General features: G+C 68.8%; 23 protein-coding genes. 11 read left to right on the forward strand and 12 right to left on the reverse strand.

Annotated features, from left to right (window positions below):
* The first annotated feature begins 34 nt into the window (after window positions 1–34).
* The 8 genes from N2M23_RS19960 (at window position 35) to N2M23_RS19995 (ending at window position 9,109) form a co-directional block, all read left to right on the forward strand.
* Window positions 35–733 carry a TetR/AcrR family transcriptional regulator gene (locus tag N2M23_RS19960; RefSeq protein WP_265448010.1) on the forward strand — a complete coding sequence of 233 codons (699 nt, stop codon included), beginning with the start codon at window positions 35–37 and terminating at the stop codon, window positions 731–733.
* A 166-nt stretch (window positions 734–899) separates the two neighbouring features.
* Window positions 900–2,540 carry a bifunctional 3-(3-hydroxy-phenyl)propionate/3-hydroxycinnamic acid hydroxylase MhpA gene (gene mhpA / locus N2M23_RS19965; protein WP_265448012.1) on the forward strand — a complete coding sequence of 547 codons (1,641 nt, stop codon included), beginning with the start codon at window positions 900–902 and terminating at the stop codon, window positions 2,538–2,540.
* Window positions 2,541–2,574: 34 nt separating this feature from the next.
* Complete coding sequence (locus N2M23_RS19970) at window positions 2,575–4,032, forward strand: aldehyde dehydrogenase family protein (RefSeq protein WP_265448014.1); 1,458 nt, start codon at window positions 2,575–2,577, stop codon at window positions 4,030–4,032.
* A gap of 39 nt (window positions 4,033–4,071) precedes the next feature.
* Window positions 4,072–4,614: a nuclear transport factor 2 family protein gene (locus N2M23_RS19975; protein WP_265448016.1), complete on the forward strand. Its 543-nt coding sequence runs from the start codon at window positions 4,072–4,074 to the stop codon at window positions 4,612–4,614.
* Window positions 4,615–4,618: 4 nt separating this feature from the next.
* Window positions 4,619–5,446 carry a fumarylacetoacetate hydrolase family protein gene (locus N2M23_RS19980; RefSeq protein WP_265448018.1) on the forward strand — a complete coding sequence of 276 codons (828 nt, stop codon included), beginning with the start codon at window positions 4,619–4,621 and terminating at the stop codon, window positions 5,444–5,446.
* 3 nt (window positions 5,447–5,449) lie between these two features.
* Window positions 5,450–6,631, forward strand: coding sequence for a CaiB/BaiF CoA transferase family protein (locus tag N2M23_RS19985; protein WP_265448020.1), 1,182 nt, complete (start codon window positions 5,450–5,452; stop codon window positions 6,629–6,631).
* Window positions 6,628–7,041 carry a nuclear transport factor 2 family protein gene (locus tag N2M23_RS19990; protein ID WP_265448021.1) on the forward strand — a complete coding sequence of 138 codons (414 nt, stop codon included), beginning with the start codon at window positions 6,628–6,630 and terminating at the stop codon, window positions 7,039–7,041. The genes N2M23_RS19985 and N2M23_RS19990 overlap by 4 nt, the downstream gene beginning before the upstream one ends.
* A gap of 100 nt (window positions 7,042–7,141) precedes the next feature.
* Window positions 7,142–9,109, forward strand: coding sequence for an OPT family oligopeptide transporter (locus tag N2M23_RS19995; protein ID WP_265448023.1), 1,968 nt, complete (start codon window positions 7,142–7,144; stop codon window positions 9,107–9,109).
* Here the strand turns inward: N2M23_RS19995 and N2M23_RS20000 are convergent.
* From N2M23_RS20000 to N2M23_RS20040, 9 genes are all read right to left on the reverse strand, one after another.
* On the reverse strand, window positions 9,106–9,507 hold the full coding sequence (locus tag N2M23_RS20000; protein ID WP_265448024.1) for a thiol-disulfide oxidoreductase DCC family protein: 402 nt from the start codon (window positions 9,505–9,507) through the stop codon (window positions 9,106–9,108). The two genes, N2M23_RS19995 and N2M23_RS20000, sit on opposite strands and share 4 nt — an antisense overlap.
* A gap of 177 nt (window positions 9,508–9,684) precedes the next feature.
* A complete protein-coding gene (gene guaB, locus N2M23_RS20005) occupies window positions 9,685–11,220 on the reverse strand; it encodes an IMP dehydrogenase (RefSeq protein WP_265448026.1) in 1,536 nt (511 codons plus the stop codon).
* A gap of 78 nt (window positions 11,221–11,298) precedes the next feature.
* Window positions 11,299–12,186 carry a hypothetical protein gene (locus N2M23_RS20010; protein ID WP_265448027.1) on the reverse strand — a complete coding sequence of 296 codons (888 nt, stop codon included), beginning with the start codon at window positions 12,184–12,186 and terminating at the stop codon, window positions 11,299–11,301.
* Window positions 12,183–12,854, reverse strand: a complete 672-nt coding sequence (gene shbA, locus N2M23_RS20015) for an RNA polymerase sigma factor ShbA (RefSeq protein WP_265448028.1) — start codon at window positions 12,852–12,854, stop codon at window positions 12,183–12,185. Before shbA ends, N2M23_RS20010 begins: the two co-directional genes overlap by 4 nt.
* A 189-nt stretch (window positions 12,855–13,043) precedes the next feature.
* Window positions 13,044–14,654 carry a chaperonin GroEL gene (gene groL / locus N2M23_RS20020; RefSeq protein ID WP_265448029.1) on the reverse strand — a complete coding sequence of 537 codons (1,611 nt, stop codon included), beginning with the start codon at window positions 14,652–14,654 and terminating at the stop codon, window positions 13,044–13,046.
* Between the two features lie 100 nt (window positions 14,655–14,754).
* Window positions 14,755–15,051 carry a co-chaperone GroES gene (gene groES, locus N2M23_RS20025; RefSeq protein WP_171155934.1) on the reverse strand — a complete coding sequence of 99 codons (297 nt, stop codon included), beginning with the start codon at window positions 15,049–15,051 and terminating at the stop codon, window positions 14,755–14,757.
* Between the two features lie 206 nt (window positions 15,052–15,257).
* Window positions 15,258–15,920 carry a potassium channel family protein gene (locus N2M23_RS20030; protein WP_265448126.1) on the reverse strand — a complete coding sequence of 221 codons (663 nt, stop codon included), beginning with the start codon at window positions 15,918–15,920 and terminating at the stop codon, window positions 15,258–15,260.
* A gap of 13 nt (window positions 15,921–15,933) precedes the next feature.
* Window positions 15,934–17,265 (reverse strand): TrkH family potassium uptake protein, encoded by a 1,332-nt coding sequence (locus N2M23_RS20035; protein ID WP_265448032.1) that lies wholly within the window; start codon window positions 17,263–17,265, stop codon window positions 15,934–15,936.
* A 13-nt stretch (window positions 17,266–17,278) separates the two neighbouring features.
* The gene (locus N2M23_RS20040; RefSeq protein ID WP_265448033.1) at window positions 17,279–18,259 is read right to left on the reverse strand and encodes a ribose-phosphate diphosphokinase; all 981 of its coding nucleotides are present in this window, start codon (window positions 18,257–18,259) and stop codon (window positions 17,279–17,281) included.
* Window positions 18,260–18,337: 78 nt separating this feature from the next.
* On the opposite strand from N2M23_RS20040, the gene N2M23_RS20045 reads away from it, so the two are divergent.
* Window positions 18,338–19,564, forward strand: a complete 1,227-nt coding sequence (locus N2M23_RS20045; protein WP_265448035.1) for a class I SAM-dependent methyltransferase — start codon at window positions 18,338–18,340, stop codon at window positions 19,562–19,564.
* A gap of 47 nt (window positions 19,565–19,611) precedes the next feature.
* Here N2M23_RS20045 and N2M23_RS20050 read toward each other — a convergent pair whose 3' ends face one another.
* Complete coding sequence (locus N2M23_RS20050) at window positions 19,612–19,899, reverse strand: hypothetical protein (protein WP_265448036.1); 288 nt, start codon at window positions 19,897–19,899, stop codon at window positions 19,612–19,614.
* Between N2M23_RS20050 and N2M23_RS20055 the strand changes: the two genes are divergently transcribed.
* Window positions 19,889–20,926 carry a glycoside hydrolase family 3 N-terminal domain-containing protein gene (locus N2M23_RS20055; RefSeq protein WP_265448037.1) on the forward strand — a complete coding sequence of 346 codons (1,038 nt, stop codon included), beginning with the start codon at window positions 19,889–19,891 and terminating at the stop codon, window positions 20,924–20,926. The genes N2M23_RS20050 and N2M23_RS20055 overlap by 11 nt on opposite strands.
* A gap of 11 nt (window positions 20,927–20,937) precedes the next feature.
* The gene (locus N2M23_RS20060) at window positions 20,938–21,441 is read left to right on the forward strand and encodes a GNAT family N-acetyltransferase (RefSeq protein ID WP_265448038.1); all 504 of its coding nucleotides are present in this window, start codon (window positions 20,938–20,940) and stop codon (window positions 21,439–21,441) included.
* Between the two features lie 333 nt (window positions 21,442–21,774).
* On the opposite strand, the gene tsaD is transcribed toward N2M23_RS20060, so the two are convergent.
* On the reverse strand, window positions 21,775–22,821 hold the full coding sequence (gene tsaD, locus N2M23_RS20065; RefSeq protein WP_265448040.1) for a tRNA (adenosine(37)-N6)-threonylcarbamoyltransferase complex transferase subunit TsaD: 1,047 nt from the start codon (window positions 22,819–22,821) through the stop codon (window positions 21,775–21,777).
* Entirely contained in the window at window positions 22,821–23,312 is a 492-nt protein-coding gene (gene rimI, locus N2M23_RS20070; protein ID WP_265448041.1) for a ribosomal protein S18-alanine N-acetyltransferase, read from the reverse strand. The genes tsaD and rimI overlap by 1 nt, the downstream gene beginning before the upstream one ends.
* Window positions 23,313–23,340 lie beyond the last annotated feature (28 nt).

A 23,340-nucleotide genomic window follows, 5' to 3' on the forward strand; every position in this document is an offset into this window, starting at 1 on the left:
CTTCGTCCGTATTCGCACACCCAGAAGAGGAACGGTGTCCCAGTCCAGCTCCGGCAAGCCGACCGATCGTCGTAGCCGCCGCCAGGAGCAGACCCGCAAACGACTCGTCGACGCGGCCCACGTGCTGATCGCCGAGCGCGGACTGGGCAACGTCACCATCGCCGAGATCACCGAGCAGGCCGACGTCGGTGCCGGCACCTTCTACAACTATTTCCCCAACCGCGAGGCGGTCGTGCAGGCCGCTGTCGACGACGCTATCGAGACCATCGGGGTCCGGTTCGATGCCCTCACCCGCGAGATGACCGACCCAGCCGAGGTGGTCGCGTCCTCGCTGCGGCACCTGATGGGTGCCGCCCTCTCGGACAAGGTGTGGGGCCGGTTCGTCGTACAGCTCGGTCTGGCCCACCCGGCGCTGATGGCTTCGCTCGGCCCTCGTGCCGCACGCGACATCGGGTTCGGCATCGACGAAGGCCGTTTCGACGTGCCGGATCTGGCGATGGCGGCCGACATCGTCTTCGGGTCGCTGCTCAGTGCGATCCACTCCTACTACACCGCCGGCGCCGACCCGGACAGCGCGGTGCACCTGGCCGAGTACAACCTTCGCATGCTCGGTCTCACTCCGGCCGACGCCGCCGAGGTATGCCGCAGGCCACTGCCGGACCTGCCGTCGTTCGACGATGCACGCCACCTCGAGCCCCGGCCGTTCGGGCCGGCCGCGCAGCGCATCCGCTGACCCCACGCTGACACCCACCTGACCGACGCCCGGGCGGCGTCGCGCACTCTCAGCGACACTAATTTCGATGTGACCCTTGCCTCATCGGTGAGGATGTGTTCATAATCACTCCTATCGAAATGACGATCCATTCATTTCTGAATGATCCTTCACATTGGGAGTGCACATGGCCGACAACACCGCCCAAGCGGCCGACCCGACGACCTCCGCCGAGCACCTGCATGCGGATGTCGTCGTGGTCGGCCTCGGCCCGGTCGGTTTGCTGACCTCGATCCTGCTCGGCCAGCGCAGCCACCAAGTCGTCGCCGTCGACCGGTGGCCCGCCGCCTATCCGCTGCCGCGGGCGGTGACCTTCGACCACGAGATCGCCCGCATCCTCAACACGGTCGGCATCGACGCGAACAACGACCCGTCGATCGACTACCACGACGCGATCTACCAGATGCTCAGCGCTGACCGTGAGGTGCTGAGTGAGATCGACTGGCAGTCCACCGCCGCGGACGGCTGGCGTAACCGCTACTGGTTCAACCAGCCGGATCTGGAGGAGCGCCTGCGCTGCATCGTGTCCACGCTGCCCAACGTGCGCACCGTCCTCGGCTACGAAGCCGTCGCACTGGAGCAGGACGCCACATCGGCCCGCGTCACCCTGCGACCGACCCGGCGAGGCGATCAGGCCGGCGCCGACGACGCCCTGTCGGAGATCGTGGCCGAGGCGTCATACGCCGTGGGCGCCGACGGGGCAAACAGCTTCATGCGCAACGCAATTGGGCTGGAGATGATCGATCTCAACTTCTATTACGACTGGCTGGTCGTGGACGTGGTCGAGCACGAGACGCACGCTTACGAGCCGCCGCACTACCAGATCTGCGACCCGGTTCGGCCGCACACGATCGTGCCGGGCGGACCCGGCCGGCGACGCTGGGAGTTCATGCTGCTCGACGGCGAGGATCGAGAGACGTTCGCCGCACCGGAGAACGTCTGGTCGCTGCTCGCACCCTTCGACGTCCGGCCCGACAATGCCGAGTTGCAGCGGGCCGTCGTCTGGCGATTCCAAGCGCGCTACCTCACCGAATGGCGTGCTGGCAGAGTCATTCTCGCCGGTGACGCCGCGCACCTCATGCCGCCGTTCGCGGGCGAGGGGATGTGCGCCGGACTGCGCGACGCAAACGCCCTCGCGTGGCGCCTCGACCTGGTGTTGCGCGACCTGGCTGCCCCCGACCTGCTCGACACCTTCGGGCAGGAGCGGGCACCGCACGCCAAGTGGTTCATCGACTTCTCGGTCGGCCTCGGCGAAGTGATCTGCATGACCGATCCCGAGGCAGTGGCGCAGCGCAACGTCGACATGATGGCGAGCCACGCCGAGCAAGCCAAGATCGGCCCCGTGCGCCCGTATGACGCGACGCTCGGTCCGGGGGTGTGGGTGCCGGACACGCCCGGCGCCGGCGCGCCCTCCGCGCAGGGCATGGTCGCCTACGACGGCAGGGTCGGGCGCTTCGACGAGGTCGTCGGCCGGACCTGGTCGCTGCTGACCACCGTCGATGCCGCCCACGAGGTCGATGAGTCCACCAAGGACCGCCTGCACCGGATGGGCGGTGCCGCGCACACCATCGGACCGGAGCATTCCGGCGCCGACATGATCGACGTGGACGGCACGTACACCCGCTGGTTCGCCGACCTCGGCGTCGCGCATGTGCTGCTCCGGCCGGACTTCTACGTCGCGGGCTCGGCACCAGCCGGCGCCGGCATCACCGCCGTTGTCAAACAGACCGCGACCCGGATGTCGCTCACCACCGGCCTCACCGCCTGAGCAAGTTCACCCACCACACCTCACGAGGCGCACAATGACTGACACTCTCCCCGAGCGGACACCCATGCTGATCGGCGGATCGGAGCACGAGGCAGCCGACGGCCGCTGGTTCCCGATCTACGAATCAGCAACGGGCGCAGTGCTTTCGCAGGTGCCGCGCGGCGGCAACGCCGACATCGCGGCGGCCACCGACGCAGCGCTCGGCGCAGCCGCCGAGTGGCGCACCATGGCTGCCGCCGAGCGCGGCCGGGCCCTGGCGCGCATCGCCGACGACTTGGAGCAACAACTCGAGCCGATCGCGCGGCTGCTGACGCGCGAGACCGGCAACGCCATACGGCGGCAATCGCGCCCGGAGGTGCAGAGCGCGGTCGACCTGCTGCGCTACTTCGCCGGCGGCGCCGCCGAGGTCAAGGGCGAGACCGTGCCGCTCGGGCCGGGGTTGCTCAACTTCACCACCCGCGAACCGCTCGGCGTCGTCGGCGCGATGACCCCCTGGAACGCGCCGGTGCAACTGGCCGTCGTGAAGTGCGCGGCAGCGCTGGCGACCGGCAACACCGTGGTGCTCAAGGTCTCCGAGGAGGCACCGCTCGCGGTGCTCGCCGTTGCCCGGCTCGCGCAGCAGCACCTGCCACTCGGCGCGCTGAACGTCGTCACCGGCTTCGGCGACGAGGCGGGCGCCGCGCTGCTCACCGAGCCCAGGATCGCCAAACTCTCCTTCACCGGCTCCACCACCATCGGCCGGCTGGTGATGGGCAAGGCCGCCGAGCGGATCGTGCCGGTGTCCCTGGAGCTCGGCGGCAAGGGACCGTCGATCGTCTTCCCCGACGCGGACGACGACCTCACCGTCAACGGCGTCGTCGACAGCATGCGCTTCCCGCGCCAGGGTCAGTCGTGCACCGCCGGCAGCCGTCTCCTGGTGCACGCGTCGATCGCGGACTCCTTCACCGCCAAGGTCGCCGCGCAGGTCGAGCAGCTCGTCATCGGCGACCCGCTCGACGAGCGCACCGACATCGGCTCGATCATCAACGAGCGGCAGTTCGACCGGGTCGACTCGTTCGTGCGGGACACCCGCGAGCGCGGGGGCCGCGTGCTCACCGGCGGCGCCCGATCCGCGGGTGCGTCGAGCGGGTTCTTCTACACCCCAACGGTTCTCGCCGACGTCAACCCCACCTGGCCAGCCGCGACCGACGAGATCTTCGGACCGGTGCTCAGTGCGATGACCTGGACCGACGAGGACGAGGCAGTGCGTATGGCGAATGCCTCGTCATACGGGCTGGCCGCGTATGTCTGGAGCCACGACATCGACACCGCGCTGCGCACCGCCGACCGCATCGAGGCCGGCTGGGTGCAGGTCAACCGCGGGCTCGGGCAGTTGCCCGGCATGAGCTACGGCGGCATCAAGGAGAGCGGCATGGGCCGCGAGTTCTCCATCGAAGGCGCGATCGACGGCTTCACCTCGCGCAAGACGACCACGGTCGGCATCCGAAGCTGACCGCCCGAATCCCCCACTCCCACAACGAAAGGAATCATCATGAGCGACGTCACGGACGTGCCGATCGGACCCACCGACACCTCGTCGATGTCCCAGGAACAGATCGAGGAGCTCAACCTGCGCGTCGTGCAGGCGCACTTCCACAACGAGACACCCGACTCGGTCGACAAGGCCATCGCGCTGTATGCCGACAAGGTCACCTGGGAAGCACCGAACCGCGGAGTGGTGCTGCACGACCCGGCCGAGATCAAGAAGTCCTACATGGGCATCTTCAGCACCGTCCACTACAACCGCACCTACGCGCTGCGCCGCTTCGCCAGGGGCAACACGGTCTTCGACGACCAGGTCGCCGACCTCACTGTCGTCGGTGACCAGATGCCCAACCTGGGCTTCAAACCCGGCGACCGGATCAGCATGCGGCTGGTGCACATCTTCGAGCTCGAGAACGGCCAGATCACCCGCGAGATCGCCTACGAGATGTCCCGCCTCTGGGGCGGGCCGCGTGACCACGACGCGATCATTGAGGGTGCAGTCGTCGAGGACTTCCCCGACGGCCCCGACTTCGGAAAATGGGAGAAGTGAACACATGAAGCTGACTGGATTCGTCAAGGACGGCACCCGACACATCGGCCGCGTCGACGGTGACTCGATCGTCGACCTCGGCACCGCGGACGCGTTCTACGCCGACCCGGCTGCGGCAACCACCGCGACCGGTGCCGGCACGGTCAAGGCCGCCGACGTCGAGCTCGCCCCCGCCGTACCCACCACAGCGCGGGTCTTCTGCGTGGGGATCAATTACTACAGCCACGGCGAGGAGTCCAAGGACCTGGCCGGTCTGGACGTGCCGAAGAAGCCGATGATCTTCGGCCGCTGGCAGCAGAGCCTGATCGTGGACGGCGAGTCGACCCCGGTGCCGCCGAACGAGCCGGGCCTGGACTGGGAGGTCGAGCTGGCGGTCGTCATCGGGGCAACCACCTGGGCCGCCACGCCGCAGACCGCGATGGACTCGGTCTTCGGGTATGCCGCGTTCAACGACATCTCCGCCCGCACCAAGCAGTTGGAGACCCCACAGTTCACGGTCGGCAAGAACGCCGACCGGTCCGGCCCCATCAGCGACGTGGTGACCAAGGACGAGGTCGGCAACCCGGCCGACGGCCTGCAGGTGCGCACGCTGGTCAACGGCGAGGTGATGCAGGACGGCAACACCCGTGACCTGATCCACGACGTGCCGGCGATCATCAGCTACCTCACCGACACGCTGACGCTGCTGCCCGGTGACGTGATCGCGACCGGCACGCCTGGTGGCGTCGGCGCCGGTCGCAAGCCGCAGGTCTTCCTGCACCCCGGCGACGAGGTCGTTGTCGAGGTCGAGAAGGTCGGCAGCGTGCGCACCCCGATCGTCGCGAGGGACTGACACATGCTCGACGACATCGTCGTCGTCGACCTGACCCGCGCGCTCGCCGGTCCGCAGGCAACGATGATGCTTGCGGACCTGGGCGCGCGGGTCATCAAGGTCGAACCGCCCGCCGGCGACGAATCCCGTGGCTGGGGGCCGCCTTTCGTGACCGGGTCCGATGGTGCGCCCGTCTCGTCATACTTCCTGGCCTGCAACCGCAACAAGGAGTCGGTCACCGCCGACCTCAAGACCGACGCCGGGCACGACCTGCTCACCGACCTGGTATGCCGAGCCGACGTGCTCATCGAGAACTTCCGCCCGGGGGTGCTGGACCGCCTCGGTTTCGATGACGACACGCTTCGGCAGCTCAACCCGGGCCTGATCGTCTGCTCGATCAGCGGGTTCGGGCACGACGGCCCCGAGGGCGGCCGGGCCGGCTACGACCAGATCGCGCAGGGCGAGGTGGGGCTGATGTCGCTCACCGGCGAACCGGGTGGCGAACCCACCAAGGTCGGCGTCTCGATCGGCGACTTGACGGCGGGCATGAACGCCGCGTTCGGGATCGTCGCCGCGCTCTACGAGCGCACCCGCACCGGACGCGGGCGACGCATCCGCACCAGCCTGCTCGCCTCGCTGGTCGGACTGCACGCCTATCAGGGCACCCGGTGGACGGTCGCCCGCGAGGTGCCGCACGCGATCGGCAACGACCATCCGAGCATCACTCCCTACGGGCTCTACCCGACCGCGGACGACCCGCTGCAGGTAGCGGTCGGCAACCAGGCGTTGTGGATCCCCTTCGCGCAGTTGCTCGACATCGACCCGGCCGACGAACGATTCGCAACGAACGCCGACCGGGTCACGCACCGCGACGAGCTGCGCACGTTGATCGAGGCCCGGTTGGTCCAGGAGCCGTGCGACACCTGGCTGGCGCGGTTCTCGGCGGCCGGCATCCCGGTGGGCAAGGTCCGCACGCTCGACCAGGTCTACGAGTGGGACCAAACCCGGTCGCAAGGCCTCGTCATACCGGTGGAACACCCGACGCTGGGGACCATCGAATTGCCCGGCCCCGCACTGAGATTCGACGATCGTGCGGAGGCCGGCGACCGGCCCGCACACGTCGCACCCCCGCGACTCGGCGAGCACAACGAGAGCGTGCGGGCCTGGCTCGACACGTTCGGCGACGACAAGGAGCACGACGCATGACCGACGACGAGAAGGCAACGGCTGCAACGGTTCTCGACCTGGACACGTTGCGTTACCAGGCGATGGAGAATGCCGACGTCGACACACTCGAAGCCCTCCTGGCCGACGACGTGATGTACAGCCACACCAACGGGCAGATGGACGACAAGGCCGCGTTCCTCGACAAGGTCCGCACCGGCTTCTTCGACTTCCTCGGCTTCGACAACGGCGAGCCGACCGTGCGGGTGCGCGAGGACGTCGTGCTCGTGCTGCGGCGGATGCGCGGCAGCGTCATACTCGCCGGCGAGCAGCGGCAGCTCGACAACGCCACCCTCACCGTGTGGGTATGGCGGGACGACGCGTGGCGGGTGCTGGCCAACCAGTCGACCGCGCTCGACCCAGCCGGACCGGTGCCACCGCACCTCGGATAAAACCGACCTGGTGCTCGCCCCCGTGCACCGCCGGTGAGGGGGCGAGTACCGTCGATGGGTCCTCCGCACCTCGGACCTTTCGAAAGCGAGCGCCACCCACATGGCCCAGACCACGGCCCGGCCATCCGCGGGACCACGCGAACTCACCATCCGCGGCGTCATCCTGGGTGGTGTCATCACGCTGATCTTCACCGCGGCGAACGTCTACCTCGGCCTCAAGGTCGGCATCACCTTCGCCACGGCGATCCCTGCGGCGGTCATCTCGATGGCGCTGTTGCACCGCATCGGCAACAGCACCATCCAGGAAAACAACATCGTGCAGACGATCGCGTCGGCTGCCGGCACGCTGAGCGCAATCATCTTCGTGCTGCCGGGCTTGGTGATCATCGGCTGGTGGAGCGGCTTCCACTACTGGACGACCCTCGCGCTGTGCATCGTCGGCGGCATCCTCGGCGTGATGTATTCGGTGCCATTGCGCCGGGCACTGGTGACCAACTCCGAGTTGCCCTATCCCGAGGGCGTCGCGGCCGCCGAGGTGCTGAAGGTCGGCAGCGGCGAGGACACCAACCCCGAGCGCAACCGCCAGGGGCTCTGGGCGATCGTGAAGGGCGCAGTGGCCGCGGCCGGGTTCGCCATACTCGCGGCAACGAAGCTGGTCAGCAGCGAGGTGTCGACCGCGTTCCGGGTCGGCAACGGCGGCACCGCGATCAGCGCGAGCCTGTCGCTGGCGCTGATCGGTGTCGGCCACCTGGTCGGCCTCACGGTCGCGATCGCGATGCTGGTCGGCCTGGTCATCTCGTGGGGCGTGCTGGTGCCGATGAAGACCTCCGGTCACCTCAGCGGCGGGCCGCTCGCAGACATCGTCTCGGGCACGTTCAGCTCCGAGGTCCGCTTCGTCGGCGCCGGGGCGATCGCGGTGGCCGCCATCTGGACACTGCTGAAGATCATCGGCCCGATCGTTCGCGGCATCGCCCAGGCGGTCGCCTCGACCCGCAACCGTCGCTCCGGTCAGCAGGTCGAGCTGGTCGAACAGGACCTGCCGATCACCGTGGTCGGTGGCGTCATCATCGCCGCGCTCATCCCGATCGGCCTGCTGCTCTGGGCGTTCCTGGCCGACACGACATTGCACAGCGCCTTCGGGGTGATCCTGCTCAGCCTGATCTTCGTGCTGATCATCAGCGCGGTCATCGCCGCGGTGTGCGGCTACATGGCCGGTCTGATCGGCTCGTCGAACAGCCCCATCTCCGGTGTGGGCATCCTCGTGGTGCTGCTCGCCTCGTTGCTGATGGTCGCGGTCTACGGTCGGGGCGGCTCACCGTCGCACGTCACCTCCGTGGTGGCCTACGTGTTGTTCGTGACCGCCGTCGTCTTCGGTGTCGCGACGATCTCCAACGACAACCTGCAGGATCTGAAGACCGGCCAGCTGGTCGGCGCCACCCCGTGGAAACAGCAGGCGTCGCTGGTCATCGGTGTCGTCTTCGGCGCGATCGTCATCGCCCCGGTGCTCGACTTGCTCAACTCCGCCTTCGGCTTCCAGGGCGCCCCCGGCGTCGGGAAGGACGCGCTGGCCGCGCCGCAGGCCTCACTGATGACCTCGCTCGCCAAGGGGGTGCTCGGCGGCAGCCTCGACTGGGGTCTGATCGGTCTCGGTGCCGCGATCGGCGCGGCCGCGATCGTGGTCGACGAGATCCTCACCCGCAGCACCAAGCGGATGAGCCTGCCGCCGCTCGCGGTCGGCATGGGCCTCTACCTGCCGATGGCGGTCACCCTGCTCATTCCGATCGGCGCGATCCTCGGCGTCGTCTACAACCGTTGGATGAGCACCCGCCGCGACCCCGAGCACGGCCGCCGGTTGGGCGTGCTGATGGCCACCGGCCTGATCGTCGGCGACAGCATCATGGGCGTGCTCATCGCGGCGCTCATCGCCGCGACGGGCGACGACGCACCGCTGGCAGTCGTCGGCGACAGCTTCGCGAACGCGTCCGAATGGATCGGTATGGCGGTCTTCGTCGTCCTGCTCGCGGTGCTCTACCAGTCGACCCGGCGCGCGGCCGCCAAGGACGACTAACCCTGCGGTTGCTGCGGATTGGCCGGGAGCGCACACGCCGGTGTGCCGCCGGGCAGCTGGTGGCGGTGCTCTGCCGCCCATTGGTAGACACGTCCGGCGACGACGTCGACGCCCGGTGCGGTGAGCACCCGGCCGATCACCGACCACGGCCGCCCAGCCGCCCGCAGTGCCGCCGCGATCGCCCGGTGCCCAGCGACGTGCGTATGACGGGGGCAGCTCCCCCGCACGAACTGCACCGCCTCCTCGCACTCCTGCCTCGTCAGCCCGAGTGCGCCGAGGTCGAGCCGCTGCCACGGCGCAACGGTGAACCTGTCACGCGCGATACGTTCGGCGACCTCGGCGCTGCGGGTGCAGAAGCCGCAGTCACCGTCGAACACCAGGATCGGGGCTGCCGTCATAGGCATGAGTCTGGCAGGTCCGGCGGGCCGCCCGAACGATGCCGTCGTACACGCATTACCGCGCGAGTTGACGCAACAGCGCACGACAACTGCACCGAACGAGGAGGCCGACCCGCGACGCAGCGACGATGCGTTCAGTGAGCGAGGAACGAGCTCACTGAACGAGGAGGAGCGAAGTCAGGAGCTGTAGTTCGGCGCTTCGACGATGCCTTGGACGTCGTGCGGGTGCGACTCCTTGAGACCGGCGGTGGTGATGCGCACGAAGCGCCCGCGGTCCTGCAACTCGGGGACGGTGTTGGCCCCGACGTAGAACATCGACTGGTGCAGGCCGCCGACGAGCTGGTGGATGACCGCGCCGAGCGGGCCGCGGTAGGGCACCCGGCCCTCGATGCCCTCGGGGACGAGTTCGTCGTCGCTGGAGACGTCGGCCTGAAAGTAGCGGTCCTTGGAGAAGGATTTCTTGCCCCGGGAAGCCATCGCACCGAGCGAGCCCATGCCGCGGTAGGCCTTGAACTGCTTGCCGTTGACGAACACCAGATCCCCCGGCGACTCTTCACAGCCGGCGAGCAGAGAGCCGAGCATGACCGAATCTGCCCCGGCCACAAGGGCTTTGGCGATATCGCCGGAGTATTGCAGGCCGCCGTCGCCGATGACCGGCACACCGGCCGGTTTGCAGGCCTGTGCCGCCTCGTAGATGGCGGTCACCTGCGGGACCCCCACGCCGGCGACCACCCGGGTGGTGCAGATCGAGCCCGGTCCGACGCCAACCTTCACCGCGTCGACACCCGCGTCGACCAGGGCTGCGGCGCCTTCTCGGGTCGCGACGTTGCCTCCGATGATCTGCACGTGTCTGGTGGCCGGGTCGGACTTCAGCTTGCGGATCATGTCGAGCATCAGCCGGGCGTGACCGTTGGCGACGTCCGGCACGAGCACGTCCACGCCGGCCTCGACCAACGTGGTAGCCCGCTCCCAGGCGTCACCGAAGTAGCCGATGGCCGCAGCGACCAGCAGTCGACCGTCGGAATCCTTTGAGGCGTAGGGGAATTGCTCGGACTTCACAAAGTCCTTGACGGTGATGAGCCCGGCCAGCTTGCCGTCGTCGTCGACGAGCGGCAGCCGCTCCCGCTTGTGCTGACGCAACAACGCAGTCGCATCGTCCCGGCTGATCCCGACCGGTCCGGTGACCAGCGGTGACGCGGTCATCACCTCGCTGACCTTGGTCGAGGCCCATTCGGCGACCGGGGTGAAGCGCAGGTCGCGGTTGGTGATGATGCCGATCAGGTGACCGCCGACGTCGACGACCGGCAGACCGGACACGCGGTAGCGGCCGCAGGTTTCGTCGAGCTCCTCCAGCGTCGCGTCCGGCCCGATCGTGACCGGGTTGGAGATGATGCCGGTCTGGGTGCGCTTGACCAGGTCGACCTGCTCGGCCTGATCGGCGATCGACAGATTGCGGTGCAGGACGCCGATGCCGCCCTGCCGGGCCATCGCGATCGCCATCCGTGCCTCGGTGACGGTGTCCATCGCGGCCGACACGAGCGGCACGCGGAGGTTGATCTCCCGGGTCAGCCGCGAGGTGGTGTCGACTTCGCTGGGGATGACGTCGGTCTCGCCGGGCAACAGCAGGACATCGTCATAGGTGAGGCCGAGCTGGCCGAACTTGCTCGGAACGTCGAAGGAGTGGGCCGGATTCGGGGACTGCTCGAGCGCCATTACAAAAGTGTAAGAGGCGTTGCTGGATGCCTCGTCCCGGTCCCTGCCATCGCGCCGGCGGTGTGGCCCGGGTCACGGTCAGCGACCACTGCTCGCCGATCCGGATTGCGGGGTGGAGGTGTATGGCGAAGTGAGCGGCGACGTGGGCTCACTCGCGCTCGGTGACGTCGGGTCCGAGGAGCGACGCGTCGCGATCGGCCCTGAGTACGGAGCCGAACTGCTGGAGGTGGCAGACGGCCGCGCCGACCGGGTGTGCGACAGGCTGCTGCTGCTGCTCGGGCTCGACGGCGAAGACGTCGACGACGGGGAGCTGCTGGACGAACTCGGGCTGCTGCTGGAGGTCGAGGAGGACGACGAGGTGCGGGTTCCGGTGGCGGCGGGCGTCGTTGTGGTGCCGGGGGCAACCGGGCCGCCGCGGGCGATGCGCGACGGGCTCGGCTCCCAGACCGACGACGGGTCGCCGGGCATCACCCGCCGAGGGGGTTGATGCGAGGCGAGCAGCGTGGTCGACGACGCGTCACCGGATGCGGGCCGTGACGCGGATCCGGATGCGGATCTCGGTGCGGACGTGCTGAGCACCGGTGAGCTGGGCTGCCAGGTGCCAGTCAGGTGGTCATGGCTCTGGCTGTAGGGACCTTCGGCGACCGCGCTGGGCACGCTGCGGTTGGTCAGCCCCATGTTCTGTGCCACCCGGGAGAAGCCGGGCACGCCGGTGACGGCGGCCGCCATACCGGACATCGACAGTGCGCCCACGACGACTGCCGCGGTGACGCCGACCCGCGCCGACCCGCGACGGGCGCGCGCGTAGCGCCCGCCCTTGCCGTGGCTCGGCGCGGCGTCGACCTGGGCGACCCACTCACCGAGCAGGCCGGCCACCTGGTCCTGCGCTCGCGCCTCGCGACGGGCGCCGAGTGCGTCGAGCAGCTCGTCGTCCCGCCGTATATCGCCGATCGAGGGCGGGCTCATAGATCCGCCTCCGAACCGTCCAGCAGGTCGCGCAGCCGCGCGAGCGCCCGGTGCTGGGCGACGCGCACCGCGCCGGCCGACATCCCCAGGGCGTCGGCGGTCTCGTCGGCCGAGAGCCCGACGGCGACCCGCAACGTCAGGATCTCGCGATGCTGCGGCGACAGCCGGTCCAGCAGAGCCCACACCCGGCCGGACTGTTCGCCGGAGAGCGCCAGGTCCTCCGGGCCCGGAGCCTCGTCGACCGAGTCGGGAAGTTCGTCGGTGGGGGTCGGGCGGCGGATGATCCCGCGCTGCACGTCGGCCACCTTGTTCGCGGCGATCCGGTAAACGAACGCTTCGAAGGGCGCGCCGCGGTCGGCATACCGCGGCAGGGCTGTCAGCACCGCCACGCACACCTCCTGCGCCGCATCCGCCGCGGCATCGACGGCGGCTGGGAAACGCCCCAGCTTGCCGCGCGCGTAACGCTCCGCAAGCTGGTGCACAGCCGCCATGAGTGCATCGGTCGCCGCCTGGTCACCATCACGGGCCGCGGCAGCGAGAGCGCGCAGTGGGACCTGCGCCTCCGCCTGTGACATCGCCGAACGGCGCGGAATCGTTACGCGGGCAGCGTCAAACCCCACGGCCAGGTCATCCTGGTCGGCGCTCGTCTGCCAGATCCCCGAGGTCACATCGTTCTCCGTCACTCACGCCCGGTGCGGGCCAGAGCATTCTGCTTCGTAGGTTAAGGCTGCCGACCCCACCCAGGTCAATCCGCGGCGTGCTGCACGGCGAACACGCGACCTTGTCGCACGCTCACGGGGACGTGCGAACGCCCGGGCAGCGGTTGCTGCCCGGGCGTTCTTGGAAAGGAGCCGCGATCAGTGACCGTGGCCGTGGCCGGCCGCGGCCGGCTCTTCCTCTTCCGGCTTGTCGACCACGAGCGTGTCGGTGGTCAGCACCATCGACGCGATCGAGGCCGCATTGCGCAGCGCGGAGCGGGTGACCTTGACCGGGTCGATGACGCCCTGCTTGATCAGGTCGCCGTACTCGCCGGTGGCGGCGTTCAGGCCCTCACCCGGCTTCAGCTCCTTGACGCGGGACACCGCGACGTAGCCCTCGAGGCCGGCGTTCTCGGCGATCCAGCGCAGCGGCTCGACTGCGGCCTTGCCGATGAGCGCGGCACCGGTCGCCTCGTCACCCTCCAGCTTGAGGCCGTCGAGCGCCGCGGTGGCGTGCACGAGCGCCGAGCCACCGCCGGCGACGATGCCCTCCTCGATGGCCGCACGAGTCGCGGAGATCGCGTCCTCGATGCGGTGCTTCTTCTCCTTCAGCTCCACCTCGGTGTGCGCGCCGACCTGGATGACGCAGACGCCACCGGCCAGCTTGGCGAGCCGCTCCTGCAGCTTCTCGCGGTCCCAGTCGGAGTCGGTCCGCTCGATCTCGGCCTTGAGCTCCTTGACCCGGCCGCTGACCTGCTCGGCGTCACCCTGGCCGTCGACCAGCGTGGTGGTGTCCTTGGTGACGACGGCGCGACGGGTCTGGCCCAGCAGGTCGAGGTCGACCTGGTCGAGCTTGAGACCGACCTCTTCGGCGATGACCTGACCGCCGGTGAGGATTGCGATGTCCTGCAGCATGGCCTTGCGGCGGTCGCCGAAGCCAGGTGCCTTGACCGCGCACACGTTGAACGTGCCGCGGATCTTGTTGACCACCAGGGTCGACAGTGCCTCACCGTCGATGTCCTCGGCGATGATCAGCAGCGGCTTGCCGGTCTGCACGACCTTCTCCAGCACCGGGAGCAGGTCGGCGATCGCCGAGATCTTGCCCTGGTTGATCAGCACGTAGGCGTCCTCCAGGACGGCCTCCATGCGCTCGGTGTCGGTGACGAAGTACGGCGAGATGTAGCCCTTGTCGAACTGCATGCCCTCGGTGAACTCCAGCGCGGTCTCCGCGGTGGAGGACTCCTCGACGGTGATGACACCGTCCTTGCCGACCTTGTCAAACGCCTCGGCGATCAGCTTGCCGATGGTCTCGTCCTGCGCCGAAAGCGCGGCAACCTGGGCGATCTCGTCCTTGCCCTCGAGCTCGCGGGCGTTCTTCAGCAGCCGCTCGCTGACGGTGTCGACCGCCTGGTCGATGCCGCGCTTCAGCGCGGCCGGGCCGGCGCCGGCCGCGACGTTGCGCAGCCCCTCGCGGACCATCGCCTGGGCGAGAACGGTCGCCGTGGTGGTGCCGTCACCGGCGATGTCGTTGGTCTTGGTCGCGACCTCCTTGGCGAGCTGCGCGCCGAGGTTCTCGTAGGGGTCCTCCAGCTCGACCTCACGGGCGATGGTGACACCGTCGTTGGTGATGGTCGGGGCGCCCCACTTCTTGTCGATGACGACGTTGCGGCCCTTCGGACCAAGCGTCACCTTCACCGCGTTGGCGAGGGCGTCGACGCCTCGCTCAAGCGACTTGCGCGCGGAGTCGTTGAACTCCAGTTCCTTTGCCATTACTGACCTTTCGTCAATTCCAGAGGTATGACGATGCCCCGGCCCGGCTCAGTCTCGAGCACGAGCCGGGGCCTCGTCGTCATACGAAAATCTGCGGGTCTTACTTGGTGACCACGGCAAGCACGTCGCGGGCCGAGAGGATGAGCAGCTCCTCGCCGCCGTACTTCACCTCGGTGCCGCCGTACTTGGAGTAGATGACCTTGTCGCCAACGGCGACGTCGAGCGGAACGCGCTGGCCGTTGTCGTCGACGCGACCCGGGCCGATCGCCAGGACCTCGCCCTCCTGCGGCTTCTCCTTGGCGGTGTCCGGGATGACCAGGCCGGACGCGGTGGTCTGCTCGGCCTCGACGGACTTGACGACAATGCGGTCTTCGAGCGGCTTGATGTTCACCGACACGGTGGGACCTTCCTGTGCTGGGGCCTGCGTGGCGCAGGCCGCGGATGCGAACCCTGGTGCAGTGCCGCCGGGAGTGAACGTCCGAGGCCGCCGTCGCGGGGGTCGGCCAAGGCTCCTGGCTGGCACTGTCCCAGGAAGAGTGCCAGTGACGAATCTATGCGGTGATTAGCACTCGCGCAACTCGAGTGCCAATGTTCGTCCGCAGTTCAGCGTTCACTCTGCTGCGCGAACTTCTCCAGCGTGTGGGTGCGGCCGCAGACGACGAGTTCGTCGCCCTCGACCACGACCGTTTCCGGCCGTGCGTAGGTGAAATCGGTGCCCGGGCGCTTCACGCCGACCACGGTGATGTCGAGCTTGGTGCGCAGCGCGGACTCGGTGAGCGATCGGCCCCAGAGCGAGCGAGGTGCGAGGGTGCGGGCGATGGCGAAGTCGTCGTCGAACTCGATGTAGTCCTCGAGCGACCCGGTCACCATGTGCGCCACCCGCTCCCCCATAGCCCGCTCGGGGAAGACCACATGGTGGGCGCCGATCCGCTCCAGGATCCGGGCGTGCTGCGGAGTGACCGCCTTGGCCCAGATCTCCTCGACGCCCAGATCAACCAGGTTGACGACGGTCAGCACACTCGCCTCCATGTCGCTGCCGATGCCGACGACCGCACGCTCGAAGTCGGCCGCGCCGAGCTGCACCAGGGCATCCGGGTCCGTCGAGTCGACGCGGGCGGTGTGGGTGAGCGTGTCGGCATACTTCTGGACCAGGTCCATCGACTCGTCGACTGCCAGCACCTCCCACTCCTCGTGCACCAGCGACTGCGCGACGGCGGCGCCGAACCGGCCCAACCCGACCACCAACGCGCTGCGCTGCGAGGGCATCTTGCGGGTGCGATCAGCCGACAATGGGGCGCTCCTCCGGAAGTTCGTAACGGCGTCTGGTCCGACGCATCGCCAACGCAGATGCCACCGTGATGGTGCCGACTCGGCCGAGGAACATCAACGTCATCAGCACCACCTGTGCCGAAACCGGCAGTTCGGCAGTGAGATTGGCCGACAGACCGGTCGTGGAGAACGCCGAGATCACCTCGAACAGCGACAGCTGCAACGTCTCACCGGACAGCGTGACGACCGCGATGGCGCCGACCATCACCGTGGCCACCCCGAGCAACGCGATAGTCAGCGCCTGCCGCTGCACACTGAGGGGTATGGCGCGGCGCCCGACCACGACCTGCCGCTCTCCGCGCACCTCGGACCAGATGACCGCGGCCAGCACCAGGAAGGTGGTCACCTTGATGCCACCTGCGGTGCCGGCGCTGCCGCCGCCGATGAACATCAGCACGTAGTGCAACATCATCGTCTCCGGGCGGATGAGGCCGTAGTCGACGGTGTTGAAGCCGGCGGTCCGGGGGAAGACGCCGCCGGCGAGCGACGCGACCAGCTTGTCGCCGAGGTCGAGCCGGCCGAGCGTGCCCGGGTTGGTCCACTCGAACGCGGCGAACGAAACCAGCCCCACCGCCAGAAGCACCAAAGAACCCCACACGGTGAGCCGCAGGTGCACCGTCCACTTGCGCGGTGTCCGCCACTGTCGCCGCAGCCCGAACCAGACGGGGTAGCCGAGCCCGCCGACGAACACCGCGGCGCACATCGGGCCGACGATCCACAGGTCGCCGACGAACGGCAGCAGCCCCTGCGGGAGATTGCTGAAGCCGGCGTTGTTGACCGACGAGATGCCGTGAAACACCCCGTGCCACAACGCATCCGGCCAGTTGTCGTCGTAGCCGATGCGGAAGCGGATGGTCAGGAACGTCGCGATGATCGCTTCGAAGACGAGGAAGAAGCGGGCAATGCGCAGCAGCACCCGGCGTACCTCGCCGGTGGTCGCCGCATGCGAGTCCGTCTGGGCCGCAAGGGTGTCCTGCAGACCGAGCCGGCCGCGCACCATGAGGATCAGCAACGTGGTGATGGTGACGATCCCGAGTCCGCCGACCTGCACCAGCGCCAAGATGATCGTTTGCCCGAGCGGGGTCCAGTAGGTCGCAACGTCCACTGTCGACATGCCGGTGATGCACGTCGCGCTGGTCGCGGTGAACAACGCGACCGACAGCTCCGCACCACCCGGACCGGCCTTGGCGTAGGGCAGCATCAGCAGCGCAGTGCCGACGGTGACGGCAACCAGGTAGAAGCCGACGACGAGGCGCGCCGGACCGAAGGCCGTGGAGTTCATGCGATCGAGATCATCAGCCGAGCGGGAGCGTCGCCTCGGGCGGTGCGTGTGAGGGGTCGACGCCGTCGAACAGGCTGCTGACCGACTCTCCGTCGTGGATGCGGGCGATGGCCTGGGCGAACAGCGAGGACACCGACATCACCTGCAACTGCGGCCAGTCCAGGGGCGGCGGCACGGTGTCGGTGGTGACGACCTCGCGGATCAGCGGGTGGGTCGAGAGGCGCTCGACCGCCCGGCCGACGAAGAGCCCGTGTGTGCAGGCGACGTCGGCTGAGGTGCAGCCCTGCTCGGCGAGACGGTCCATCAGCTCCACGACCGAGCCGCCAGTGGCGATCTCGTCGTCCAGCACGATCGCCCGCTTGCCGGCGACGTCACCGACGATCGTGTCGATCACGACCTTGTCATCGGCCAGCCGTTTCTTCGAACCGGCCGCGACCGGGAGGCCGAGCAGCCTGGCGAACTGCGTTGCGGTCTTTGCGTTTCCGAAGTCCGGGGAAACGACGACCGCGTTCGTCAGGTCCTGCACCCGGAAGTGCTCGGCCAGCACCCCGATGGCCGTCAGGTGATCGACCGGGGTGGAGAAGAAGCCGTGCACCTGCGGTGCGTGCAGGGCCATCGTGATCACCCGGTCGGCGCCGGCCGTCGCCAGCATGTCGGCGACCAGCCGGCCGCCGATCGAGATGCGGGAGGCGTCCTTCTTGTCCGAGCGGGCGTAGGCGAAGTATGGGATGACCGGCGTGATCTGCGCTGCCGACGCGCCACGCGCCGCGTCGATCATCAGCAGCAGCTCCATCAGGTTGTCCTGCGTCGGCGGCACCAGCGGCTGGATCAGGTAGACGTCGCGCTGCCGGCTGTTGGCCAGCAGCTGCGCCTGCAGGCAGTCGTTGCTGAACCGCTGGATGTCGACCCGCGAGCGCGGCACGCCCAGGTGCCCGCAGATGCGGTCGGCCAGCGCGGTGTGGGCCGATCCGGAGAACACGACGATCTCGCGCACGAGGCACTCCTCGGGTGGGTAGCGACGGCAATCGGCACCCTAGTGCAGTGCGTTTCGTCATACGGGAGGATGTGCGGCATGGATCCGGCACTCCTCGCGCGTCTCACCTCCGGTGAGGGCTGGGGCCTGCTGCAGTCCCTCCCGCCGTATGACGAAAGCTCCGCACTGGAGCTCGCCGGCCGACTGCGCGCCGCCGGATTCGACGCCGAGCTGGTCGGTGCGGCGCTGACGCAGTCGCGTCTGCGGGCGCGCGCTGCGCGAAAGTTCGGCGATGCGGCGGCGCAGATGTTCTTCACCGACGACGGCCTGGAGCAGGCGACCCGCACCGAACTCGCGCGGCTGCACGCGGCGCGGTTCCGGGACTCGGGGCTACGGCAGGTCTTCGACCTCGGCTGCGGCATCGGCGCCGACGCGCGTGCGTTCGCCCGGTCCGGACTGCAGGTCACCGCGGTCGACGCCGACGAACTCACCGCCGCGGTCGCCGCGCTCAACCTTCGCCCGTGGGAGCGCGCCACAGTGCGCCACGAGGATGCCGAGGCGGTGCCCCTGCCGTCCCGCGAAGTGGCACCGGACGCAGGGGTCTGGATGGACCCGGCCCGGCGTACGCCTGGAGTCGCGGACATCACCGGCCGCACCCGGCGCACCTTCCGGCTGGACGAACTCGTCCCCAGCTGGGACTTCGTGCAGGACACGTGCGCCCGGATGCCCGGAGCCGGCGTGAAACTGTCGCCCGCGTTCGGCCACGCCCAGATCCCGCCCGGCACGCAGGCGCAATGGACCTCGTTCGACGGCGAAGTGCTCGAATGCGTGCTCTGGTGGGGAGAGCTCGCCTGGCAGCCCGGCCGGTGCGCGGTCGTGGTGAACGGCCGTTTCGCCTACGAGGTGCACGAGGACGACGCCCTCGGCGCGCAGAGCAGAACCGCGCGACTGGACCGGCTGCACGGCTTCGTCTACGAGGCCGACCGCGCGGTGATTCGCGCCGGGCTCACCGGCGCGCTGATCCGCCGGGTCGATGGCAGCGAACTCGACGGCGGCCTCGGCGTCGTCACCTCGCCACGGGATGTCGTCGTGCCGTGGGCGAAGAAGTACGCGGTGCGCGACGCAATGCCGTTCAACGTCAAGGCACTTCGCGCCTGGGCCCGCGACCATGACATCGGCCGGCTGACGATCAAGAAGCGCGGAGCGAGCGTCGACGCCGATCAGCTGCGTCGCCAGTTGCGCCTCGGCGGATCCGCGACGGGCACGATCCTGCTCACCCGGGTCGGTGGCGCCCAGGCGGTCCTGGTCCTCGCACCGCTTCCCTGACGGGCTCCGGCACTGCGCTGCGTTACCGTCGTTGTCGTGCCGACCGCTCATCGCCTCCGCCACGCACTCGCCCTCGGTGTCACCGTTCCGCTCGTCGTCGCCGGTTGCAGCAGCAACTCAGGGGATTCCGCCAGCACCCCGGACAGCACCGGCAGCACGGCCACGTCCCGGGGTCCAGCCGCACCGCAGAGTTCGGCGACCGGATCGTCCTCGGCGCCATCGCGAGCGTCGAGCAGGCCGTCGGGGTCGGGCCCCGGCACGTCGTCGGGCGGCGGCTCGTCGTCGGGCAGCGGCTCAGCGTCCGCGGTGCCCGCGAGCGGCTGCGTGCAGAGCACCTACGACCGGCTGACGCCGGCGCAACGGGTCGGTCAGTTGCTGATGATCGGGATCGACGGCAACGCGCCGCAGACCGCGATCGACGGCTACATCTCCGGCAACAACGTCGGCAACGTCATCTACCTCGGCGGCTGGACGGGTATTTCGAAGGTCGCCAGCACCTCGAATCACCTGCAGGATCAAGCCACTTCAGCCGCGACCGGCGGTGTTCCCCTCCTCATTGCCGCCGACCAGGAGGGCGGCGCGGTGCAGCAGCTCAAGGGCCAGGGCTTCACTCGTCTCGTCTCAGCCCGCGAGCAGGGCGCCATGCCCGCGGCACAGCGCAAGTCCTACGCCGCGACGATCGGCACCCAGCTCCGCTCGGCGGGCGTCAACGTCAACCTCGCCCCGGTCGCGGACACGGTGCCATCCTCCATCGGCACCGCCAACCAGCCAATCGGCCGCTACGGCCGCGAGTACGGCAATGACCCGGGCGTCGTCGGCGCCGCCGTGGCCGACGTGGTGCAGGGCCTGGGCGAGGCGAAGGTCGCGGCGACCGTCAAGCACTTCCCGGGCATCGGCCGGATCACCGGCAACACCGACATCACCAGCACCGGCATCTCCGACGATGCGATGACCGCGAGTGACCCGTATTTGCAGGCCTTCTCGGCCGGTATCAAAGCCGGTGCCGAGCTGGTGATGGTGTCCTCCGCGCGCTACCCGAAGCTCGACTCGGCCAATCAGGCGCCATTCTCAGCGGCGATCATCAACGGGCTGCTGCGCGGCAAACTCGGCTGGCAGGGCGTGGTGGTCACCGACGACATGAACGCCGTCGCCGTCGCGGGCATCCCGCCCGGTGAGCGCGCGGTCAGGTTCGTCGCCGCCGGCGGCGACATCGTGCTGACCGGTCGGCCGTCCGACGCCGCAGCGATGATCTCGGCACTGACCAGCCGCGCCGGATCCGACAAGGGGTTCGCACAGCAGCTGCAGGCGGCGGAGAAGCGGGTGCTCGCGCTCAAGGAACGCCAGGGCCTGCTGCGGTGTTGATCCGCGACGCGGTGCCTAGCACCGACGCCGCGGCCTGCGCGGCCATCTATGCGCCATACGTGATCGACACCGAGATCACCTTCGAGACCGAGGCGCCGGACGCGGCGGAGTTCCAGCAGCGCATCGAACGCGCGCAAGACCAGCACGTCTGGCTGATCGCCGAAAATGACGGCGACACAGTCGGTTACGCGTATGCCGTGCCGTTCAAGGCGCGCGCTGCCTACCGCTTCTCGTGTGAGGTCAGCGTCTATCTCGCGCCGTCGGCCCATGGCCAGGGGATCGGCGGGGAGCTGTATGTCGAGCTGCTCGACCGCCTGGCCAAGCGCGGCATGCGGATGGCCTGCGCGGGCATCACGCTGCCGAACGACGCGAGTCTGGCGTTGCACCGATCGTTGGGGTTCACCGAGTCGGGCATCTACCGGCGGATCGGCTGGAAGCACGGCAGATGGCGTGATGTCGCGTGGTTCCAGAAGGGCCTCGGCGACGATCCCGATGCGCCGCCGGCGGGTGCGTGACCCCGGGCCGGCTCGGCTCCGGCACCTCACCCGCAAAAGTCACCGAAAAGGTGCGGCTCCGGCTCCTCACCCGCAAAAGTCACCGATAAGGTGCGCGTCCGGCACCTCACCCGCAAAAGTCACCGATAAGGTGCGCGGCGCGCCGACATACGATCGCACCGCGGCGCGCCGCCGACCTATTCGGTGAGTTTCGCGGGCTCGGATCTACACCGCCCACCTATTCGGTGAGTTACGCGGGCTCGGATCTACACCGCCACCTATTCGGTGAGTTTCGCGGGCCCGCCGGCACCGGCACCCGACTACCCGGGCACCCCGACTACCCGGCCACCCGATTCAGGAAGCCTTGACCTCACTCACCGGCATGGACGAATCTGCCGGCAGGTCAAGGGAACTCGGCGGCAGGCCGCGCTGCACCAGCTGCGAGCCCAGCGCGGCAACCATCGCCCCGTTGTCGGTGCACAGTCGCACGCGCGGCACCCGGAGGCTGATGCCGGCGGCCGCGCAGCGTTCCTCGGCGAGTGCGCGCAGCCGGGAGTTCGCGGTCACTCCGCCGCCGATCTGCAGGTCGTTGATGCCGTGAGTCCGGCATGCGTCGATCGCCTTGGCGGTCAGGACGTCCACGACCGCTTCGTTGAAGCTGGCGGCCACATCGGCCACCGGCACCGGCTCACCGGCGACCTGACGCTCCTGGACCCACCGCACCACAGCGGTCTTGAGGCCGGAGAAGGAGTAGTCGAAGCGGTGCTTTTCCAGATCCTTACGCGCGGTCAGGCCGCGGGGAAAACGGATCGCTTGCGGGTCGCCGTCCGCAGCAGCCCGCTCGATGTGCGGCCCGCCGGGATAGGGCAGCTCCAACACCCGCGCCACCTTGTCGAACGCCTCCCCCGCGGCGTCGTCGATCGTGCTGCCGAGCTCGACCACGTCGGAAGCGATGTCGCGCACCAGCAGCAGATTGGTGTGGCCACCCGAAACGAGCAGCGCCACAGTGGGTTCCGGCAGCGGACCGTGGTCGAGTACGTCGGCGCAGACATGCGCGGCGAGGTGGTTGACGCCGTAGAGCGGCTTGTCCAGCGCCCACGACAACGCCTTCGCCGCCGACACCCCGACCATCAACGCCCCCGCAAGCCCGGGCCCGGAGGTCACCGCGATTGCGTCGACGTCGGCGAGCTTGTGACCGGTCTCCTCGCACGCCCGGCGGATCGTCGGCACCAACGCCTCGAGATGCGCCCGACTGGCCACCTCAGGCACGACGCCACCGAAGCGCGCATGCTCATCGACACTGCTCGCGACGACGTCACCGAGCAACTCGTTGCCGCGCACGAACGCGACACCGGTCTCGTCGCAGGAGCTCTCGACACCGAGGATCAATGGCCCGCTCATCAGGTGGCAGCTTTCGTGGTCAGGTGGATCCGCATCACGTGCGCGTCGACGTTGCCGGGTTGGTAATAGCCACGGCGGGTCTGCAGCTGCTCGAATCCCGCTCGCAGATAGAGATTTCGGGCCCGTTCGTTGTCGGCGCGCACCTCCAGGAGCAACGCCTCGGCACCCGACGCGGTGGCCTCATCGGTCATCCAGTCGAGCAGCCGGCGCCCCAGCCCGCTTCCTTGCGCAGCGGGTGCGACGCCCACGGTCATCACGTCGGCGGTCTGGCCAGCGCAATCGACCCCGGCATATCCGACCACCGAATCCCCTTCGGTGGCAACGATATAACGCCGGCGGGGTCGACCCGCGAGCTCGGCCCACCAGGACTGCGCCGACCAGGCATCGTCCGGGAAGAGCTCGCTGTCGAGCGCGGTCAGGGTTTCGATGTCCGGCCATTCGACCGGCCGCAGCCGGATGCCCAGGTGTGGGGTCGTCGTTGGGGCACTCATCGGGGCCACCGCAAAGTATCGGAGCGAG

Origin of the sequence: Flexivirga meconopsidis (assembly GCF_026162425.1) — a bacterium.
Lineage (GTDB): Bacteria > Actinomycetota > Actinomycetes > Actinomycetales > Dermatophilaceae > Flexivirga > Flexivirga meconopsidis.

What these genes read in the sequence shown, in the direction of transcription:
- mhpA (WP_265448012.1), top strand. Translation starts at nt 900, where the DNA reads ATGGCCGACAACACCGCCCAAGCGGCCGACCCGACGACCTCCGCCGAG.
- N2M23_RS19970 (WP_265448014.1), top strand. Translation starts at nt 2,575, where the DNA reads ATGACTGACACTCTCCCCGAGCGGACACCCATGCTGATCGGCGGATCG.
- N2M23_RS19975 (WP_265448016.1), top strand. Translation starts at nt 4,072, where the DNA reads ATGAGCGACGTCACGGACGTGCCGATCGGACCCACCGACACCTCGTCG.
- N2M23_RS19980 (WP_265448018.1), top strand. Translation starts at nt 4,619, where the DNA reads ATGAAGCTGACTGGATTCGTCAAGGACGGCACCCGACACATCGGCCGC.
- N2M23_RS19985 (WP_265448020.1), top strand. Translation starts at nt 5,450, where the DNA reads ATGCTCGACGACATCGTCGTCGTCGACCTGACCCGCGCGCTCGCCGGT.
- N2M23_RS19990 (WP_265448021.1), top strand. Translation starts at nt 6,628, where the DNA reads ATGACCGACGACGAGAAGGCAACGGCTGCAACGGTTCTCGACCTGGAC.
- N2M23_RS19995 (WP_265448023.1), top strand. Translation starts at nt 7,142, where the DNA reads ATGGCCCAGACCACGGCCCGGCCATCCGCGGGACCACGCGAACTCACC.
- N2M23_RS20000 (WP_265448024.1), bottom strand. Translation starts at nt 9,507, where the DNA reads ATGACGGCAGCCCCGATCCTGGTGTTCGACGGTGACTGCGGCTTCTGC.
- guaB (WP_265448026.1), bottom strand. Translation starts at nt 11,220, where the DNA reads ATGGCGCTCGAGCAGTCCCCGAATCCGGCCCACTCCTTCGACGTTCCG.
- N2M23_RS20010 (WP_265448027.1), bottom strand. Translation starts at nt 12,186, where the DNA reads ATGAGCCCGCCCTCGATCGGCGATATACGGCGGGACGACGAGCTGCTC.
- groL (WP_265448029.1), bottom strand. Translation starts at nt 14,654, where the DNA reads ATGGCAAAGGAACTGGAGTTCAACGACTCCGCGCGCAAGTCGCTTGAG.
- N2M23_RS20030 (WP_265448126.1), bottom strand. Translation starts at nt 15,920, where the DNA reads ATGCCCTCGCAGCGCAGCGCGTTGGTGGTCGGGTTGGGCCGGTTCGGC.
- N2M23_RS20035 (WP_265448032.1), bottom strand. Translation starts at nt 17,265, where the DNA reads ATGAACTCCACGGCCTTCGGTCCGGCGCGCCTCGTCGTCGGCTTCTAC.
- N2M23_RS20045 (WP_265448035.1), top strand. Translation starts at nt 18,338, where the DNA reads ATGGATCCGGCACTCCTCGCGCGTCTCACCTCCGGTGAGGGCTGGGGC.
- tsaD (WP_265448040.1), bottom strand. Translation starts at nt 22,821, where the DNA reads ATGAGCGGGCCATTGATCCTCGGTGTCGAGAGCTCCTGCGACGAGACC.
- rimI (WP_265448041.1), bottom strand. Translation starts at nt 23,312, where the DNA reads ATGAGTGCCCCAACGACGACCCCACACCTGGGCATCCGGCTGCGGCCG.